An 18,211-nucleotide genomic window follows, 5' to 3' on the forward strand; every position below is an offset into this window, starting at 1 on the left:
TAGCCCCGATGAGCGCCTGCCTGCGCCTTGCCGCCATCGTTCTGGCCCTGTGGGCCGGCGCCGCCTCGGCCTTCGACCTGCAGTCGCACCGCGGCGGCCGCGGCCTGTGGCCGGAGAACACGCTGGCCGCCTTTGAGCGCTCGATCCGCCTGGGTGTCACCACACTGGAGATGGACGCTGCCGTCACCGCCGACGGCGTGGTGGTGATCCACCACGACCGCGCGCTGAACAAGGCCATCACGCGCGATGCCGAGGGCCGCTTCCTCACCCGCGACGACCTGCTGATCAACCGCCTGCCGCTGGCCACGGTGAAGACCCACGACGTGGGTCGCCACGATCTGACCAGCAAGTATGGCCGCGACTTCCCGGACCAGCAGGCGATCGACGGCCAGCGCATCCCCACGTTGGCCGAGGTGTTCGAGCTGGTCCAGCGCCTGGGCGCCAAGGACATCCACTTCGACATCGAGACCAAGCTCGACCCGCGCTACCCCGAGGACACGCTGGCGCCCGAGCCCTTTGTCGACGCGCTGCTGTCGGTGATCCGCGCGCACGGCATGACCCAGCGGGTGATGGTGCAGAGCTTCGACTGGCGCACGCTGCAGTGGCTGCACAAGAAGCAGCCGGGGCTGCGCACGATGTACCTGACGATGGACTTCCCCGATTACTCCACGGTGCGCGACGGCACCTGGACCGCCGGCCACCTGGTGAAGGACCACGGCGGCTCGGTGCCGCGCGCCATCCGCGCCTCGGCCGGCAGCGCGCCTGGCGTGATCTGGGGCGTACACCACCGCAACCTGACGCCGGCGCTGCTGAAGGAGGCGCGCGACCTGGGTCTGGTCGTGATCCCCTGGACGATCAACGACCAGCCCCGCATGGCCGAGCTGATCAACTGGGGCGTGGACGGCATCATCACCGACTACCCCGACCGCCTGCGGGCGGTCATGACCGACAAGGGCCTGCCGCTGCCCGCAGGCGTGAAATGAGCACCCACCCCCACGACGATCTGGCCGAGCGCTTCCGGGCGCTGGGCGTGCGCGACATCGAATGCCTGTTCCCCGATGTCTCGGGTTATCCGCGCGGCAAGCTGATGCCCGCGGCCGCCTTCGCGCGCGGCCAGGAGCTGCGCATCGCGCAGGCCATCCCGATGCAATGCGTCACTGGCGAATACTCCTACGACCCGATCTTCCCGGACGCCGACCCCGATGTGCGCCTGGTGCCCGACCTGGCCACGCTGCGCCCGGTGCCCTGGGCCAGCACGCCACGCTGGATGGCGATCCACGACTGCATCGAGCTGGACGGCCGGCCCTGCGCCTTCGCGCCGCGCCAGGTGCTGCAGGCGGTGCTGGCGCGCTATGCCGAGCGTGGCCTGACCCCGGTGGTGGCGCCCGAGATCGAGTTCTACCTTACCGCCCCCAACACCGACCCCGCGAAGCCCTTGACCGCGCCCGTGGGCCGCAGCGGCCGCGCCGAGGTGGGCCAGTCGGCCTTCAGCCTGAACCTGCTCAATGAGCTGGCGCCGTTCTGGGACGCCTTCCATGCGGCGATCGACACGCTGGGCATCCGCGGCGACACCTGGATCCACGAGGTCGGCTGCAGCCAGTACGAGATCAACCTGCTGCACGGCGACGCGCTGGCGGTGGCCGACCAGGCCTTCCTGTTCAAGCTGGCGGCCAAGGAGGTGGCGCTGCAGCACGGCCTGAACGCGGTCTTCATGGCCAAGCCGATCAGCGGCGAGGCCGGCAGCAGCATGCACCTGCACCAGAGCGTGGTGGATGCGCAGGGCCGCAACATCTTCACCGATGCGTCAGGCGCCGACACCCCCGCGCTGGGCCACTTCATCGCCGGCCTGCAGGCCTACGGGCCGGACCTGATGCTGGTCTACGCGCCCTTCGTCAACTCGTTCCGGCGCTATGTCAGCGGCAGCCAGGCGCCGACCACGCTGGCCTGGGGCCGCGACAACCGCACCGTGGGCCTGCGCGTGCCCACCTCGTCGCCGGTGGCGCGGCGGGTGGAGAACCGCATCGCCGGGGCGGATGCCAACCCCTATCTGGCGATCGCCGCCTCGCTGGCCGCCGGCCTGGCCGGGCTGGAAGAAGAGCTCGCCCCCACCGAGCCGGTGCAGGGCAATGGCTACGACGAGACGCACGGCCTGCCGCGCACCTTCCTGGCCGCGCATGAACGCATGGCGCACAGCCCGCACGCCGCGCGCCTGATGGGCGCCGACTTCGTGCGCGCCTATCTGGCGGTCAAGGCGCTGGAGCACGACAGCTACCTGAACCACATCAGCGAATGGGAGCGGCGCTTTCTGGCGCCCCAGGCATGAACCAGCGCACTGCCCTGATCACCGGCTGTTCCAGCGGCATCGGTGCCGCGCTGGCCGCCGAACTGCTGCGCCGGGGCTGGCGCGTCATTGCCACCGCGCGCCGGCCCGAGCGGCTGCAGCCGCTGGTGGACGCTGGCGCCCGGGCGATGGCGCTGGATGTGGACGACGCCGCGTCGATCGCTGCGCTCGCCGCCACGCTGCAGGCCGAGGGCCTGGCGCTGCACCTGCTGGTCAACAACGCCGGCTTTGGCCAGTTCGGCGCGGTGATGGACCTGACGCCGCAGGCGCTGCGCCAGCAGCTCGACACCAACGTGGTGGCCCCGGTGGCCGTGACCCAGGCGCTGCTGCCCTGCCTGCGCGCCGCCGCGCCGCAGGCCTGCGTGGCGCACATCGGCAGCGTCTCGGGCGTGGTGACCACGCCGTTCGCCGGTGCCTACTGCGCCAGCAAGGCCGCGCTGCACGCGCTGGCCGATGCGATGCGCATGGAACTGGCGCCCTTCGGCGTGCGGGTGGTCACGGTGCAGCCCGGCGGCATCGTCTCGGGCTTTGGCGACGCCGGCAGCGAGCGCGTGCAGTTGCCCGAGGGCTCGCTCTACACCCCGATCGCCAAGGCGGTGCTCAAGCGCGCCCAGGCTTCGCAGAAGGGCGCCACGCCGGTCGCGGACTTCGTGCGCGGGCTGGCCGACCACCTGACGCAGCCGGCGCCCGGCCCGCTCTACCGCGCTGGCGCGAACAGCGCCAAGCTGGTGTGGCTCAAGCGCCTGCTGCCCACCGCTACGCTGGACGCCAAGCTGTCGGCGCTGTTCGGGCTGGACCGGCTGCGGGGCTGATCAGGGCAGCGGCGTCAGCAGCACGGCGCGGGTCGTGCCGTCCTTGCTGGCCGTGGCGGCGATCTGGCCGTTGTCGTTGATGCGGACGGCCTGCAGCAGCTGGTAGCCGGCGCCGCTGACCGGGTCGAGCAGCGTGTTCAGGTCCACCGGGTTGGTGCCGGGCGCCAACAGCAGCGCACGCGAGCTGCCGTCGGGCAGCAGGCCATAGCCCACGATGCCGCCACGGTCGTTCAGGCCGGTCGCCATCGTCATCGTGCCGCCCAGGCTGCCCAGGTCAATCGGCAGGCCGGCGCGGTACAGCACGGCGTGCCAGCGGCCATCGGGCGCCATCGAGCCGCCGGCGATCTCGCCAGCCTGGTTGATGGCCGCGACCGAGCACAGGTTGCCCGCCAGCTTGGGCAGGTAGCTGGCGTTGCCGCCGGCAGGCTGGTGCCAGCAGTTGAGCGTGCCGTTCGACGGGTAGGGGCGCTGGTTGCCGATCACCTCGCCGGCATCGTTGATGCCGTTGGCGGTGGTCTGACCCGGGCCGACCTGGCGCATCGTGCCGCCGCTCCAGACGATGCCGTACGAGTAGCGTGCGCCGTGGTCGCTGTAGCCGACCACGTCGCCCTGGCGGTTGATGGCCAGGGCCACGCTGTTCCACATGCCAGGCCACTTGCCCAGGTCCTGCGGCTTGTTCTTCTTCCACAGCACCGCGCGCGCCCAGCCGTCGGCATGGCGGGTGTCGCCCACCGCCCAGCCACGGTCGTTGAGACCGAAGGCGCGGGTGTACTCGCCTGGCAGCAGCGGCTGCAGGGCCCGGGCGCCGCCTGTGCCGGTGCGGAATCCCTGGTAGACCGTCAGCGGTCCGCCGGGACTGGCGGTGGCCACGCCGTCACCGATGGCATTCAGGCCGTTGGCGGTGGCCAGGCCGCTGCCCTGGTTGCCAAAGTCCATCAACTGGTAGCTCGTGGCGCTGGCGCTGCCCGCCAGCGCCAGCGCCGCACATCCGGCCCAGCCGGTGATCCAATGCTTCATGGTCCATCCTCCTCGTCTGTGCGAGGAGGACCCTTCCTCCCGCGCTGCAATTAATGTGCAATTTGCACATTAACGCAGGCTGAAGGGGCGTCAGGCGGGATCACGCTCCCAGAACACGCCTTCTTCGGTCAACAGCGCGTCCAGCGGGATGTCGTGCGGCTCGGCCTGCAGCCAGGGCAGGTAGCCGTGCATGTAGCCCAGCCCTGCGGTGGCCGGGGCGGGCTCCAGCGCCGCCAAGGTGCGGTCGTAGAAGCCGCCGCCATAGCCCAGGCGCACGCCGCCGGGGCCGAAGCCGACGCAGGGCACCAGCAGCAGCTCGGGGTGGAAGGACTCGGTGTCCTTGGGTTTGGGGATGCCGTAGGCGTCCTCCTCCATCGGGCAGCCGGGGTACCAGACGTGGAAGGTGAGCTGCTTGGTCTCGCGGTTCATCACCGGCAGGCCGATGCGCCGGCCGGGCTCGGCCTCGCTCCAGCGGTACAGCGCCGGCAGGGCGTCGAACTCGCCCTTGATCGGCCAGTAGGCGCCGATGGTGGTTTCCTTGCGGCTGATCAGCCAGACCATCAGCACCTCCTGCAGGTGGCTGGCGCGCTGGTGGCGGTCGAGCAGGCTCATGCGCTCGGCCTGCAGCTGCTTGCGCAGCACGGCCTTGTCGCGCGAGGGTTCGAGGTTCAGCTTGAACGGCAGGGTCATGGCGCGGTGGTCCCGGGCATTGGTTCACCCGATTGTCGACCAGGGGCCGTGCCGCTGACTACACTGGGCCGCATGACGCCGGACAAGGCCTTCGTGAACTGGTGCACCGAGTTGCTGGCGCCGCTGGGCGCGGTGCGCAGCCGGCGCATGTTCGGCGGCCATGGCCTGTATGTGGACGAGCTGTTCGTCGCGCTGATCATGCGCGAGGTGCTGTACCTGAAGGTCGACGACGCGACGCAGCCGCGCTTCGAGGCCGCCAGCTGCCGCCGCTTCGAGTACGTCACCGCCCAGGGCGAGCATGGCGCGCTGCGCTACTTCAGCGCGCCGGACGAGGCGATGGACGCGCCGTCTCAGATGCAGCCCTGGGGCCGGCTGGCCCTGGAGGCGGCGCTGCGCGCCCAGGCGGCCAAGGCGCCGAAAGCGCCCCAGGCCCGGCGCAGCGGCGCCCCCCGGTCGGCCAAACCGCGGCGGCCCACCCCGTCCTGAGCGGCGACGAACACCACGGTCGGGCGGCTGCCCTCCTGCCAGGGGCCCAGGTGGACCCGCTCGCCCGCGGCCACCCGCAGCACGGCCCCGCGGGCCAGCACGTGGTCGTCGGGGTCGCCTTCGCGGGTGATCCAGGCGGGCTCGCCCGCCGCCACCAGCCAACCGGTGTGCGCCACGTCCCAGGACTGGCGCTGCCGCAGATGCCATTCCATCATCAATCTCCTGCCGCCAACCTTTGGCGAGTGGCTGAATCATGCAGGTGGAGCGTGGGTTTGACGAATGAATTCGCCGGACCGGATTCATAATCAGCGCTCATGAATCGCCCGCCGCACCGCCCGCTCTCGCTCGATGGCCTGCGCGCCTTCGAGGCCGTCGCCCGGCTGCTGTCGTTCAGCGCTGCCGCCGAGGAGCTGCACCTGACCCAGCCGGCCGTCAGCCGCCAGATCAAGTCGCTCGAGGAAGAACTGGGCGCCGCCCTCTTCCACCGCGCCACGCGCCGCGTCGACCTCACCAGCGCCGGCCAGGCGCTGCTGCGCGTGGTGGCGCCGGCACTGGCACGCATCGACACCTCGGTGCGCCAGATCCGCATGTCGCGCAGCCGCGAGATGGTCAGCGTCACCACCTTCCCGTCGATGGCCTCGCTGTGGCTGATGCCGCGCCTGACCGACTTCGAACGCAGCCACCCCGGCGCCGACATCCGCATCGCCGCCACCGACCGCCTGATCGAGACCGATGACTTCGAGCTGGATGTGGCGCTGCGCCACTGCCGCCCCGAAAAGGCCCCGGCCGGCTCCGAGCGCCTGTTCCCCGAGCTGCTGACCCCGGTGATCGGCGCCGCGCTGCACCAGGCGATCGCCCGCGGCGAGGCACCGCCGCTGTCCGCACCGGCCGATCTGGCGCAGCACACGCTGATCGAGATGGACGACGGCACGCCGCCGGCGATTGCGCTGGGCTGGGGCGCCTGGCTGGGCGCCGAACAGCTGGGGCACCTGGCGCCGCGGCGCTGGATCACGCTGAACTTCACCCACCAGCAGGTGCAGGCCGCACTGGCCGGCCACGGCGTGGCGCTGGCCCGGCTGGCCCTGGTGCACGAGATGCTGGCCCGCGGCGACCTGGTCGAGCCCTTCGGCCCGGCCCACCGCCAGCCGGTGCCCTGGCTGTACTGGCTGGTGCCGCTGGCCGGCGCCGGCGAGCCGCCCCGCCCGGAGGTGCAGGCCTTCATGGCCTGGGTGCGCGCCCAGGCGGTGCTGACCCGCGTGGCGATCGGTGATGTGCCCGACCCCGACACAGAAGCCCTGCCGGATTGATGATGCCCCCAGGCTAGCCGCTGCGCGGCGTCGCCACCCCCCAGGGGGGCTCGCCCGCCTTGGGGCGGCCCGGCGGCGGGCGCTCGGATGGCGCCCCCAGGCTAGCCGCTGCGCGGCGTCGCCACCCCCCAGGGGGGCTCGCCCGCCTTGGGGCGGCCCGGCGGCGGGCGGTCATGCGCTGGAGACATCACTGCGATGCGCAATGCTCACCCACGCCCGGCGGCCTCTGGCCTACGATCACGCGTCACCCACGGAGGCCCCATGCAGCTCTACATCGGCAACAAGAACTACTCGTCCTGGTCCATGCGCCCCTGGGTGCTGGCGCGCCACTTCGGCATCCCCTTCGACGAGGTGATGGTGCGCTTCGACAGCTTCGACCCCGGCAGCCAGTTCAAGCAGACGCTGGCCGGCAAGTCGCCCACCGGCAAGGTGCCGCTGCTGGTGGACGAGGGCTTCGCGGTGTGGGACACGCTGGCGATTGCCGAGTACCTGGCCGAGCGCTTCCCGCAGCACGCGCTGTGGCCGCGCGACGCCCGCCAGCGCGCCCGCGCACGCAGCCTGTGCGCCGAGATGCACAGCGGCTTTGGCGCGCTGCGCTCGCACTGCCCGATGAACATCGAAGCCGCGCTGCCCGAGGTGGGCGCCCAGGTGCTGGCCGAGCACCCGGCGGTGGCGGCCGACCTCGCCCGCATCACCGCGCTGTGGACCGAGGCGCTGCAGGCCAGTGGCGGCCCCTTCCTGTTCGGCGACTTCAGCAACGCCGACGCCTACTTCGCACCGGTGGTGGCCCGGCTGCGCACCTACGCGCTGCCGGTGCCGGCCGCGGTGCGGGCCTACATGGACCGCGTCTGGGCCAGCCCGGGCGTGGCCGCCTGGGTGGCCGACGCGCTGGCGGAGCAGGACTTCCTCGACTTCGAGGAGCCCTACCGCCGCCAGCGCTGAGCCACGCCGCTCAGCGGTCGATCGTCAGCGTGTAGGCGCCGTTGGTGGCGCCGGTGCCGCCCGAGTAGTAGCGCACCCGCAGGTACCAGGTGGTCGCCGCGCCGGTGTTGGTGCGGGTGATGGTGTCCACCGCGCCGGTGCCCAGCGTGCTGCTGGCCAGCTGGGTGCCGCTGCTGTTGTACAGGTACAGGTCGTAGTCGGCGCTGGCGTTGGGCGTCAGCGAGCCCACCACCGTGGCGCCCGAGGCCACCGAGATCTTGTAGTAGTCGGTGTCGCTGGTGCTGCCCACCGTGCCCAGCACGCGCGCCGGGTCAGGCGTGATCGTCTGCGCCGCGGCGCGCGTGTTGTTCGACTCCACCTCGTTGACGTCGGTCCAGGTGGGCGGCGGTGTCACCGCGGTGGCGGCATCGACCGCGGCACTGGCATCGACGATGCCGGTGCCGCACTGGCTGCAGGTGCCGGGGAAGGCGCGGGTGCTGCCCTTCAGGCGGGTTTCCACCTCATCGGGGGTCAGCGCCGGGTTGGCCGCCAGCATCAGCGCCACCGCGCCGGCCACGTGCGGCGTGGCCATCGAGGTGCCCTGGTAGTAGGCGTAGCTGTCGGCGCCCGGTGTGGAAGTGCCGGCATTGAGCGTGGAATACACGCCATTGGCGGTGCCGGTGCTCATGTCGCCGCCGGGCGCCGCCACGTCCACCACCGCACCGTAGTTCGAGTAGTAGGCGCGCGCACCGGTGCGGCCCACCGCGGCCACGGTGATCACGCCGGCGCAGTTGGCCGGGTTGAAGTTGGACGCGTTGGCGTTGCTGTTGCCGGCCGCCACCACCACCACGGTGCCGCGGCTGCGCGCGCCGTTGATCGCGTTCTGGGTGGTGGTCGAGCAGGCGCCCGAGCCGCCCAGCGACATGTTGATCACGCGCGCCGGGGTGGCGTTCGCGGGCACGCCGCTGACCGTGCCACCCGAGGCCCAGATGATGCCGTCGGCAATGTCCGAGGTGTAGCCGCCGCACTTGCCCAGCACGCGCACCGGCTGCACCTTGGCGCCAAAGGCCACACCGGCCACGCCGCTGGCGTTATTGGTGACGGCGGCGATCGTGCCGGCCACGTGGGTGCCGTGCCAGCTGCTGTTCTGCGCCGAGTGCGTGTAGCCGCATTCGTTGGCGGCGATCCAGTCGCCCGGGTCGCTGGGGTCGGCGTCGCGGCCGCCACCGTCGTTGGCGGTGGCGGTGTCGGCGATCATGTCGTAGCCGGCCACCAGGTTGGCGGCCAGGTCGGCGTGCGGACGGTAGCCGGTGTCCACCACCGCCACCACCACACCGGCGCCGGTGCTCTTGTCCCAGGCCGGCGGCAGGTTCAGGCCGCCGGTGGCCTCGTAGTAATGCCACTGGCTGGCGTAGCTGGTGTCATTGGGGGTCAGCTGGGCCTGCAGGATCTGGTCGGGCTCGGCGTACTCGACGTCCGGATCGGCCGCCAGCGCACGCGCCAGGCGGCGCGCGTCCTTCAGCGCCAGCCGCTGGTCCATCTTGATCACCTTGGCGCCCAGCGCGGTGTCGCGCAGCACGCGCAGCTGCACCCCGGAGCGGTTGGCCAGCTCCTGGGTGCGGTCCATCGCGGCCGTGGCGAGCGCGCCCTCACGGTACTTGACGATCAGGCGGTCGGTGACCGGCGCGCCACCCGGCGCCCCCAGGGCCAGCGACTCGGCCGACTGGCCGGCCCAGGCCGGCAGGCCAGCCGCCGAGCAGACGATGGCGACGGCGGTCATCAGCGCACGGCGCGAAGACAGAGGGATCATGCAAGGCTCCTTCGACGTTGATAGGAATGGTCGGGGCCGGCATGCCGGCCCCGCGCCGATGATCGCGAGAGGAACCAATCCCTGGCAAGGGGTCGAATCGTGTCAAACTGAAATCCAGCCGTCCCCGGATCCCCTAGAACAGATGCTCCGTTGCCCGAAGTCCCTCCGCCGCCTCGCCCTGCTGGGCCTGGCCGTCTGCGCGTTGCTGCCCACGCTGGCCGCCGCCCAGGCCCGTCCCAATGAAGACCTGCTGCGCCAGGCCCGCGAGGCCTTTGGCCGCAAGGACAAGAACCGCCTGGCCGCGCTGCGCGCCAGCGCACTGGAGCAGCGCGACCCGCTGGCGCCCTGGGTCGACTACTGGGAGCTGACGGCGCGCCTGACCGACGCCCGCGCCGAGGAGGTCGAGGCCTTCTACGGCCGCTGGCCGGGCAGCTACGTGGAAGACCGGCTGCGCAATGACTGGCTGCTCGAGACCGGCAAGCGCCGCGACTGGGCCGCCTTCGCGCGCGACCTGCCGCGCTTCCGGATGAACGACGACCGCGAGGTCAGCTGCTACGCCCTGGTGCTGCAGCAGCAGTCGGGCAAGGTCGATGTCGACGCCGCGCGCCGCGCCTGGCTGGCCCAGCGCGACCCCGGCGACGGCTGCCTGCTGATGGCGCAGACCTTCCTGGATGCCAGGCTCTTCGATGCCAACGACATCTGGCGCCAGGTGCGCCACGCCACCGAATATGGCCGGGTGAAGTCGGCCCGCGCCGCTGCGGCCATCCTGGGCGACGCGGCCAGCCGGCCGCTGGGCGAGGCGCTGGACAACCCGGCGCGCTACCTGGGGCTCAAGGCCAGCGCACTGGGCCACCTGCGCGCCGAGATCAGCTCGATCGCGCTGGCCCGCATCGCCGCCAACGACCCCGACCGCGCCGCGCAGCTGCTGGCCGAGCGCTGGGGCGAGGTGCTGGGCCCCGAGCACGGCGCCTGGGCCTGGGCGATGGTGGCCAAGCAAGGCGCGCTGGCGCTGCGCCCTGAAGCCCTGGACTGGACCCGCAAGGCCTGGCAGAGCCTGGGCAAGCGCCACGGCGATCACCCCGACTGGAGCCCCGAAACCCTGGCCTGGCTGGCGCGCGCGTCGCTGCGCCTGGCGCCGGCGCCCGAGCGCTGGCAGCTGGTGCTGCGCTCGGTCGACGCGATGGAGCCCGGCTTCCGCGAGGATGCCACCTGGGTCTACTGGCGCGCCCGCGCGCTGCAGGGCCTGGCCAAGGCCGGCACCGACGGCGACGCCCAGCGTGCCGAGGCCCAGCAAGCGCTGGCCCGCCTGTCCACCCAGCTGAGCTTCTATGGCCAGCTGGCCGCCGAGGACCTGGGCGCGCCGCAGCCGCTGCCGCCGCGTCCCGCCGCGCTCACCGCGCCCGAGCGCGAGGCCGTCCGTGCCCACGCCGGCCTGCAACGCGCGCTGCTGGCCATCGCCATCGGCCTGCGCAGTGAAGGCGTGCGAGAGTGGAATTTCTCGCTGCTGGGCATGGGCGACCGCGAACTGCTGGCCGCCGCGCAATGGGCCTGCGAGCGCGAGGTCTGGGACCGCTGCATCAACACCAGCGACCGCAGCAAGGCCGAGATCGACATGGAACAGCGCTTCCCGATGCCGATGCGCGCTGATGTGCTGGCCCGGACGCGCGAGATCGGCCTGGACCCGGCCTATGTCTATGGCCTGATCCGCCAGGAATCGCGCTTCATCATGGATGCGCGCTCGGCGGTGGGCGCCTCGGGCCTGATGCAGGTGATGCCGGCCACCGCCAAGTGGACCGCCAAGAAGATCGGCATGAGCGACTTCCGCCCCGAGATGATCACCGAGCGCGACACCAACCTGCGCATCGGCAGCGCCTACCTGAAGCTGGTGCTCGACGACCTGGGCGGCTCGCAGGCCATGGCCGCCGCCGCCTACAACGCCGGGCCCGGGCGGCCGCGGCGCTGGCGCGAGGGCCCCACGCTGGAGCCGGCGATCTGGGCCGAGAACGTGCCGATCCACGAGACCCGGGATTACGTCAAGAAAGTCCTCTCCAACGCCACCTACTATGCGGGCCTGCTGGCCGGCAAGCCGGCCGCGCTGAAGGCCCGCCTGGGCACCAGCATCGGGCCGCGCGCCGCCGGCGCACCCGCCGCCGACTCCGAACTGCCCTGATGAGCACACTCCCCCTTCCCCGTCGCCTGCTGCTGCTGGGCGGCACCGGCTTCGTCGGCCGGGCCCTGTGCGAACACCTGGCCCGCGTGGCGCCGGGCTGCCGGGTGGTCGTGCCCACGCGCCGGCCGGCCGCCGCGGTGACTCTGCGGTCGCTGCCGATGGTCGAGCTGGTGGCCGCCGATGTGCACGACCCGGCCGCGCTGAGCCGCCTGCTGGCCGGCTGCGACGCGGTGGTGAACCTGGTCGCGGTGCTGCATGGCGACGAAGCGCGCTTCGAGCGCGTGCATGTCGAGCTGCCGCGCCGCCTGGCCGCCGCCTGCCAGGCCGGCGGCGTGCGCCGGCTGGTGCACGTCAGTGCGCTGGGCGTGGCCGAGGACGCGCCCTCGCGCTACCTGCGCAGCAAGGCACGCGGCGAAGTCGTGCTGCGCCAGGCGGGGCTGGATCTGACGGTGCTGCGGCCCTCGGTGATCTTTGGCGCGCAGGACCGCTTTCTCAACCTGTTCGCGGCGCTGCAGGCGGTGGCGCCGGTGGTGCCACTGGCCGGCGCGCAGGCCCTGTTCCAGCCGGTCTGGGTGGGCGACGTGGCCGCAGCGATCGCCGCGGCGCTGGCCCGGCCCGACAGCATCGGCCAGACGATCGAATGCGCCGGTCCGCAGCGCGTGCCGCTGGCCGCGCTGGTGCGCCTGGCCGGCCAGCTGTCCGGCCACCCGCGCACCATCGTGCCGCTGCCCGGCCCGCTGGCCTGGCTGCAGGCGCTGGTCATGGAATGGCTGCCCGGCGAGCCGCTGATGACGCGTGACAACCTGGCCTCGATGCAGGTGCCCAATGTCGCCAGCGGCCAGCTGCCGGGCCTGGAGGCGCTGGGCATCCAGCCGGCCTCGCTGGCGGCGGTGGTGCCGGGCTACCTGTCGCCCGGCCAGCAGTGCGCGCGACTGGACGCCTGGCGCGCCCGGCACCGATGAAGACCTGGGTCGTCGGCGGCGCCGTGCGGGATGCCCTGCTGGGCCGTCCGGTGCACGACCGCGACTGGGTGGTGGTGGGCGCCACGCCCGAGCAGATGCTGGCGGCCGGTTTCCGGGCGGTGGGCAAGGACTTCCCGGTCTTCCTGCACCCCGACAGCCACGAGGAATACGCGCTGGCCCGCACCGAGCGCAAGACCGGCCCCGGCTACCACGGCTTCGTCGTCCATGCCGCGCCCGACGTGACGCTGGAGGACGACCTGGCGCGGCGCGATCTGACGATCAACGCCATCGCCCAGGCGCCCGACGGCACGCTGGTCGACCCGCACGGCGGCCGGGCCGATCTGGCCGCGCGCGTGCTGCGCCACGTCGGCCCGGCCTTTGTCGAGGACCCGGTGCGCATCCTGCGCCTGGCGCGCTTTGCGGCGCGCTTTCCCGACTTCAGCGTGGCACCGCAGACGATGGCGCTGATGCAGCAGATGGTGGCGGCCGGCGAGGTCGACGCGCTGGTGCCCGAGCGGGTGTGGCAGGAGCTCTCGCGCGGGCTGATGGAAGACCATCCGTCGCGCATGATCACGGTGCTGCGCGACTGCGGCGCCCTGCAGCGCCTGCTGCCCGAGGCCGACCGGCTGTGGGGCGTGCCGCAGCCCGCCGAGCACCACCCCGAGGTCGACACCGGCGCCCACCTGCTGCTGGTGCTCGACGCCGCGGCGGCGCTGGGTGCCTCGCTGCCGGCCCGCTGGGCCTGCCTGTGCCACGACCTGGGCAAGGGCGAGACCCCGCCCGCCGACTGGCCGCGCCACATTGCCCACGAGGCACGCAGCGAACGCCTGGCGCGCCAGGTGTCCGGCCGCCTGAAGGCCACCGGCGAGGCCACCGAGCTGGCCATGCTGGTGGCGCGCGAGCACACCAACATCCACCGCAGCCCCGAGTTCGGCGCCGCCGCGGTGGTGCGCCTGCTGGAACGCTGCGACGCCTTCCGCCGCCCGCAGCGCTTTGCCGACGCCCTGCTGGCCTGCGAGGCCGACGCCCGCGGGCGCGCCGGCCTGGCCGAGCGGCCCTACCCGGCCCGCCCGATGCTGCTGCTGGCGCTGGAAGAGGCCTGCTCGATCGATGCCGCCGCCGTGGCCGCCCAGGCCCAGGCCCGCGGCGCCCAGGGCGCAGCCATCGCCGACGCGATCCGCATCGCCCGCACCGACGCCGTCGCCGCCGCGCTCTGACAGCGCGGCCTGACCGCTGGCCGCCACCGGAGCCTGCGCCCAGGCCGAGATGGGCCTCAAGGACACCGCGCCCAGGTCCCTGGCCTTCATTCCGCAGCCGCGCTGCCGATAAGCCTGGGGTCCACCGCCCGTCGGCGGTTCCTGCCTGGTGCCTGCATGTTCCAGAGATTGCGCATCGTCCACGTTGTCCAGGGCCTGATCGTCCTGTTCTGGCTCAGCTTCATCGGCCTGGCCGGCCTGGCCTGGCTGGCGCTGAGCAATGCCCGCAGCGACCTGCACACCGTGCACGACCTGCGCATGACCCGCTCCGAACACCTGGCCAAGATCACCCAGGCCACGATCAGCAACCGCATGGAAGTCCTGCTGATGTTCCAGCACGACCCGGCCGGCGCGCTGCAGGGCGTGCACGACCATGCGGCCAGCGTCCACCTGGACAACTTCGGCCAGCGCCGCGAAGCGATCAACCAGGCCTGGGCGGCGGTCGAGGCCGGTGAACACGAGCCGGCCGAGCAGGCGCTGATGACCGAGGTGGTCAGCCGGCGCAAGGCCTGGCAGGTCCAGGTCAACAAGGCCATCGATGCCCTCAAGGCCGGGCAGTACACGCCCGAGATCATGGCCGCCTACCTGCAGGCCGGCCGCCAGGAGAACGAGGCCTACCTGAAGGCCCTGGAAACGCTGCGCCAGTACCAGGTGGACGCCGCCGGCAGCGCGGTGCAGCAGGCGGAAGTGCTGCACACCCGCGGCACGCTGCTGATGATCGCGCTGGCGCTGCTGCTGGGCATCCCCGGCACCCTGGCCAGCGTGCACCTGATCTCACGCCTGCGCCGCGGCTTTGCCGAGGCCGACGCCACCGCCACCGCCATCGCCGAGGGCCAGCTGGGCCGGCCGATCGCCACCGATGGCCACGACGAGATCGGCGAGCTGCTGCAGCACATGCAGATGATGCAGTCGCGGCTGCAGGCCCTGATCACCCAGGTGCGCCAGGCCGCCGACTCGATCGAGGTGGCCGCCACCGAGGTGGCCGCCGGCAACACCGACCTCAGCCACCGCACCGAGCAGACCGCCTCCAACCTGCAGCAGACCGCCAGTTCGGCCGAGCAGCTGGGCGTGACGGTGCGCCAGAACGCCGACAACGCCCAGCAGGCCAACCAGCTGGCCCAGAGCGCCTCGGCGGTGGCCGGCCGCGGCGGTGACGTGGTCTCGCAGGTGGTGGGCACGATGCGCGAGATCGAAGGCAGCTCGCGCCGCATTGCCGACATCATCGGCGTCATCGACGGCATCGCCTTCCAGACCAACATCCTGGCGCTGAACGCCGCGGTGGAAGCCGCGCGGGCCGGCGAAAGCGGCCGCGGCTTCGCGGTGGTGGCCGGCGAGGTGCGCAACCTGGCCCAGCGCAGCGCCGACGCGGCGCGCGAGATCAAGGGCCTGATCCAGGCCAGCGTGGAGCGCGTGGACACCGGCACCCGCCAGGCCGACGAGGCCGGCCAGACCATGGCCGAGGTGGTGCAGTCGATCCGCCGCGTCACCGACATCGTCGCCGAAATCAGCCACGCCAGCCAGGAACAGAGCGCCGGCGTGGCCACCGTCGGCCAGGCGGTCAGCCAGATGGACGAGGCCACGCAGCAGAACGCCGCGCTGGTCGAGCAGAGCGCCGCCGCCGCCGAAAGCCTGCGCGCCCAGGCGCGTCAGCTGGTGCAGGCGGTGGGCGTGTTCAAGCTCTGATCAGTTCAGCAGCAGGCGGCCGTCGCCAACGACGCGGCCGCCCTCGGTGACCCGGATCTGCGGCTGCTTCACGCGCACCTTCAGCGGATCCAGGCAGCGCAGCGTGGCGCGCTGGGTGCTGCCGGGCTCGATCTTCTCGCCGGGAAACTTCATGGCACAGGTGACGTCGCCACCGACGCCGGTGTGCACCTGCGGCCGGTAATTGTCCCAGGCCGGCGTGTCGCGGCCGGTCTTGCCCTGGGCGGGCCAGAGGTGGAACTCGGCCTCGATCGGCGTGTTGGCGGGCCATTCGCGGACCTCGTCCGCGGTCGTCGCGGCGGTGGCGGTGGTGGCCAGCGCGGCCAGCACCCAGGCGCCGTGGCGCATCCAGCTCGTCATGCATTCTCCCTGTGGTGGATCCAGGGCCAACGGCCGAGGCGTGTCCTGGGTTGACCGGCGCCGCACTAGAGGCGGTGCATCCGGTCGCCTTCGGTGAAGCCCAGCGGCACCCAGTCGGCCAGGTCGGCGCTGGCCAGGGCCAGCACCTTGAACAACTCGCCCATCTCGTGCTCGGTGATCAGCTTCTGGGCCATCGCCCGTTCACGCAGGTCGGCGGCCTCGATCATCGGCGCCAAGCCGCAGTTCAGCAGGAAGCGGGCCTGGCTGGTGTAGCCCACCACCGCCAGGCCGGCGTCCTGCGCGGCCAGGGCGATGCCGGTGAAGTTGACGTGGGCGGTGATGTCCTTCTCGCCCACGCGCTGCAGCGGGTCCGGGTCGGCCTGGTGCAGGTGGTGGCACATCAGCGTGCCGCCGTGGCGCTGCGGCAGGTAGTACTCGGCCTCGGGAAAGCCGTAGTCGATGAAGAAGGCCGCGCCGCGCTGCAGGTGCTGCGCCAGCGTGCGCATGAAGCCTTCGGCCTGGGGGTGGATCTCGGTGACGGTGCCGGGCACGAAGGGCGCGTCCAGCGGCGGGCGCAGCGCGGTGGGGCGGTCGGCGAAAGCCAGGGCCTCGCCCTGGGCCACCACGCCGCGCTCATGCCAGGTCTGGCCGTCAAAGTGCAGCAGCTGCACCGGGATGGCGTCGAGCAGCTCGTTGGCCACCACCACGCCCTGGATCGCCTCGGGCCAGCGCGACAGCCACTGCACCCGCGGCGCGAAGCGCGCCAGCCGCTCGGCCTGGCGCGCCTGCAGGCTGCCGGAGAGGTCGATGATCGCGTAGTCCACCGGCAGGCCGCGCGCGTCCAGCGCGTCCAGCAGCTGCTCGGCCAGCGCGCCCGAGCCGGCGCCGAACTCGACCACCTGGCGCGTGCCGCTGACCTCCAGGGCCTGCGCCACCTGGGCCGCCAGCGCGCGGCCGAACAGCGGCGACAGCTCGGGCGCGGTGACGAAGTCGCTGCCGCTGTCCGGCATCAGCCCGAACTTGCGCCGGGCGCTGGTGTAGTAGCCCAGGCCGGGCTCGTACAAGGCCAGCGCCATGAAGCGGTCAAACGGCAGCCAGCCGCCCGCCTCGGCGATGGCCGCACGGATGCGCGCCGCCAGGGCGCTGGCTACACTGTCGGGTTGGCTCGTCATGGGCCGCGATTCTAGGTTTCATGCCCGCTGCCCCTGCCCCCGCCCACCGTCCGGTGACCCTGGTCACCGGCGCCGCTGCCCGCATCGGCCGCGCGATCGCGCTGGAGCTGGCCGCGGCCGGCCACGACCTGGTGCTGCACTGCCGGCGCTCGCACGACGAGGCCGACGCCACCGCCGCCGACTGCCAGGCGCTGGGTGCGGCCACCACCGTGCTGGTGGCCGACCTGGCCGACGCTGCACAGGTCGACGCGCTGCTGCCCGCCGCGGTGGCAGCGCGCGGCCGGGTGGATGCGCTGGTCAACAACGCCAGCCTGTTCCAGTATGACGACGCCCGCGATGCCGGCCCGGCCCTGCTGGACGCCCACTGGCGGGTCAACGTGGGCGCCCCGGTGCGGCTGGCCCAGGCGCTGGCCGCGCATGTGGGCGCGCGCGGCGGCAGCGGCTGCGTGGTCAACCTGCTCGACCAGAAGCTCTGGAACCCCAACCCCGACTACTTCAGCTACACGCTCAGCAAGGCGGCGCTGAAGGAGGCCACGGTGCTGCAGGCCCAGGCCCTGGCGCCCGCGGTGCGGGTGGTGGGCGTGGCGCCGGGCGTGACCCTGCCCTCGGGCCCGATGACCCAGGCCGAACATGAACGCGCCCAGCGCATGACGCCGCTGGGCCGCTCCTCCACCCCCGAGGACATCGCGCGCGCCGTGCGCTTCGCGATCGACTCCCCCGCGATCACCGGCAGCACGCTGCTGGTCGACGGCGGCCAGCACCTGGCCGGCCAGTCGCGCGACGTGCTCTTCCTGGCCCAGGACCCCGCTCGATGAGTTCCCTGCTGCTTCACCCCGCCCTGCGCGGCTGCCGGCGCCTGTTTCTGCGCGACTACGCGGTGATGATCGACATCGGCGTGCACGACTTCGAGAAGCAGGGCGCCCAGCGCGTGCTGATCAACGTCGAGCTGTTCGTGCCGCTGGCGCTGTCGACGCCGCGCGCCGATGAGCTGGACGAGGTGGTTGACTACGACTTCATCCGCAGCCGGGTGACCGAGCGCGTGGCGCGCGGCCACATCCAGCTGCAGGAAACCCTGTGCGACGACCTGCTGGCGATGATGCTGGCGCACCCCAAGGTGCGCGCCGCCCGCGTGTCGACCGCCAAGCCCGATGTCTACCCGGACTGCGACGCCGTGGGCGTCGAGGTCTTCGGCCTGAAGGAATGAAC

General features: G+C 72.4%; 17 protein-coding genes and 1 pseudogene. 12 read left to right on the top strand and 6 right to left on the bottom strand.

Annotation, left to right across the window (positions count from 1 at the left end; all coding sequences use genetic code 11):
• Positions 1 to 8: 8 nt before the first annotated feature.
• From KAK07_RS22095 to KAK07_RS22105, 3 genes are read left to right on the top strand one after another with little or no spacing between them, the layout of a single operon-like run.
• Positions 9 to 983 carry a glycerophosphodiester phosphodiesterase gene (locus tag KAK07_RS22095; protein WP_210863263.1) on the top strand — a complete coding sequence of 325 codons (975 nt, stop codon included), beginning with the start codon at positions 9 to 11 and terminating at the stop codon, positions 981 to 983.
• Positions 980 to 2,323: a glutamine synthetase family protein gene (locus tag KAK07_RS22100; protein ID WP_210863265.1), complete on the top strand. Its 1,344-nt coding sequence runs from the start codon at positions 980 to 982 to the stop codon at positions 2,321 to 2,323. Before KAK07_RS22095 ends, KAK07_RS22100 begins: the two co-directional genes overlap by 4 nt.
• Entirely contained in the window at positions 2,320 to 3,153 is an 834-nt protein-coding gene (locus KAK07_RS22105; RefSeq protein WP_210863266.1) for an SDR family NAD(P)-dependent oxidoreductase, read from the top strand. Before KAK07_RS22100 ends, KAK07_RS22105 begins: the two co-directional genes overlap by 4 nt.
• On the opposite strand, the gene KAK07_RS22110 is transcribed toward KAK07_RS22105, so the two are convergent.
• Positions 3,154 to 4,170, bottom strand: coding sequence for a hypothetical protein (locus tag KAK07_RS22110; RefSeq protein ID WP_210863268.1), 1,017 nt, complete (start codon positions 4,168 to 4,170; stop codon positions 3,154 to 3,156).
• A gap of 90 nt (positions 4,171 to 4,260) precedes the next feature.
• Positions 4,261 to 4,860, bottom strand: a complete 600-nt coding sequence (locus KAK07_RS22115; RefSeq protein WP_210856498.1) for a 5-formyltetrahydrofolate cyclo-ligase — start codon at positions 4,858 to 4,860, stop codon at positions 4,261 to 4,263.
• A 72-nt stretch (positions 4,861 to 4,932) separates the two neighbouring features.
• Between KAK07_RS22115 and KAK07_RS22120 the strand changes: the two genes are divergently transcribed.
• On the top strand, positions 4,933 to 5,346 hold the full coding sequence (locus KAK07_RS22120) for a TfoX/Sxy family protein (protein WP_210863270.1): 414 nt from the start codon (positions 4,933 to 4,935) through the stop codon (positions 5,344 to 5,346).
• A 50-nt stretch (positions 5,347 to 5,396) separates the two neighbouring features.
• On the opposite strand, the pseudogene KAK07_RS25930 reads toward KAK07_RS22120, so the two are convergent.
• Positions 5,397 to 5,561, bottom strand: a pseudogene (locus tag KAK07_RS25930) (DUF2917 domain-containing protein); the annotation flags it as partial.
• A 99-nt stretch (positions 5,562 to 5,660) separates the two neighbouring features.
• Between KAK07_RS25930 and KAK07_RS22125 the strand changes: the two are divergent.
• Together KAK07_RS22125 and KAK07_RS22130 are read left to right on the top strand one after the other, a co-directional pair.
• Complete coding sequence (locus KAK07_RS22125; protein WP_210863272.1) at positions 5,661 to 6,653, top strand: LysR family transcriptional regulator; 993 nt, start codon at positions 5,661 to 5,663, stop codon at positions 6,651 to 6,653.
• A gap of 261 nt (positions 6,654 to 6,914) precedes the next feature.
• Positions 6,915 to 7,595: a glutathione S-transferase family protein gene (locus KAK07_RS22130; protein ID WP_210863273.1), complete on the top strand. Its 681-nt coding sequence runs from the start codon at positions 6,915 to 6,917 to the stop codon at positions 7,593 to 7,595.
• A gap of 10 nt (positions 7,596 to 7,605) precedes the next feature.
• Here the strand turns inward: KAK07_RS22130 and KAK07_RS22135 are convergent, their stop codons facing one another.
• The gene (locus KAK07_RS22135) at positions 7,606 to 9,384 is read right to left on the bottom strand and encodes a S8 family peptidase (RefSeq protein WP_210863275.1); all 1,779 of its coding nucleotides are present in this window, start codon (positions 9,382 to 9,384) and stop codon (positions 7,606 to 7,608) included.
• Positions 9,385 to 9,526: 142 nt separating this feature from the next.
• Here KAK07_RS22135 and KAK07_RS22140 point away from each other — a divergent pair, with 142 nt between their 5' ends.
• The 4 genes from KAK07_RS22140 to KAK07_RS22155 all read left to right on the top strand — a co-directional run bounded on the left by KAK07_RS22140 (position 9,527) and on the right by KAK07_RS22155 (position 15,455).
• On the top strand, positions 9,527 to 11,554 hold the full coding sequence (locus tag KAK07_RS22140) for a lytic transglycosylase domain-containing protein (protein ID WP_210863277.1): 2,028 nt from the start codon (positions 9,527 to 9,529) through the stop codon (positions 11,552 to 11,554).
• Positions 11,554 to 12,516, top strand: a complete 963-nt coding sequence (locus KAK07_RS22145; RefSeq protein ID WP_210863278.1) for a complex I NDUFA9 subunit family protein — start codon at positions 11,554 to 11,556, stop codon at positions 12,514 to 12,516. Before KAK07_RS22140 ends, KAK07_RS22145 begins: the two co-directional genes overlap by 1 nt.
• The gene (locus KAK07_RS22150; protein ID WP_210852296.1) at positions 12,513 to 13,733 is read left to right on the top strand and encodes a multifunctional CCA addition/repair protein; all 1,221 of its coding nucleotides are present in this window, start codon (positions 12,513 to 12,515) and stop codon (positions 13,731 to 13,733) included. The genes KAK07_RS22145 and KAK07_RS22150 overlap by 4 nt, the downstream gene beginning before the upstream one ends.
• Before the next feature lie 156 nt (positions 13,734 to 13,889).
• Positions 13,890 to 15,455: a methyl-accepting chemotaxis protein gene (locus tag KAK07_RS22155; protein WP_210852298.1), complete on the top strand. Its 1,566-nt coding sequence runs from the start codon at positions 13,890 to 13,892 to the stop codon at positions 15,453 to 15,455.
• On the opposite strand, the gene KAK07_RS22160 is transcribed toward KAK07_RS22155, so the two are convergent.
• Together KAK07_RS22160 and KAK07_RS22165 are read right to left on the bottom strand one after the other, a co-directional pair.
• Complete coding sequence (locus KAK07_RS22160; protein WP_210852300.1) at positions 15,456 to 15,833, bottom strand: hypothetical protein; 378 nt, start codon at positions 15,831 to 15,833, stop codon at positions 15,456 to 15,458.
• A gap of 65 nt (positions 15,834 to 15,898) precedes the next feature.
• Positions 15,899 to 17,005, bottom strand: coding sequence for a class I SAM-dependent methyltransferase (locus tag KAK07_RS22165; RefSeq protein WP_210852302.1), 1,107 nt, complete (start codon positions 17,003 to 17,005; stop codon positions 15,899 to 15,901).
• Positions 17,006 to 17,025: 20 nt separating this feature from the next.
• Between KAK07_RS22165 and KAK07_RS22170 the strand changes: the two genes are divergently transcribed.
• Together KAK07_RS22170 and KAK07_RS22175 are read left to right on the top strand one after the other, a co-directional pair.
• A complete protein-coding gene (locus KAK07_RS22170) occupies positions 17,026 to 17,820 on the top strand; it encodes an SDR family oxidoreductase (protein ID WP_210852304.1) in 795 nt (264 codons plus the stop codon).
• Positions 17,817 to 18,209 carry a dihydroneopterin aldolase gene (locus tag KAK07_RS22175; protein ID WP_210852306.1) on the top strand — a complete coding sequence of 131 codons (393 nt, stop codon included), beginning with the start codon at positions 17,817 to 17,819 and terminating at the stop codon, positions 18,207 to 18,209. Before KAK07_RS22170 ends, KAK07_RS22175 begins: the two co-directional genes overlap by 4 nt.
• Positions 18,210 to 18,211 lie beyond the last annotated feature (2 nt).

Source organism: Ideonella alba (genome assembly GCF_018069875.1).
GTDB lineage: Bacteria > Pseudomonadota > Gammaproteobacteria > Burkholderiales > Burkholderiaceae_C > Ideonella > Ideonella alba.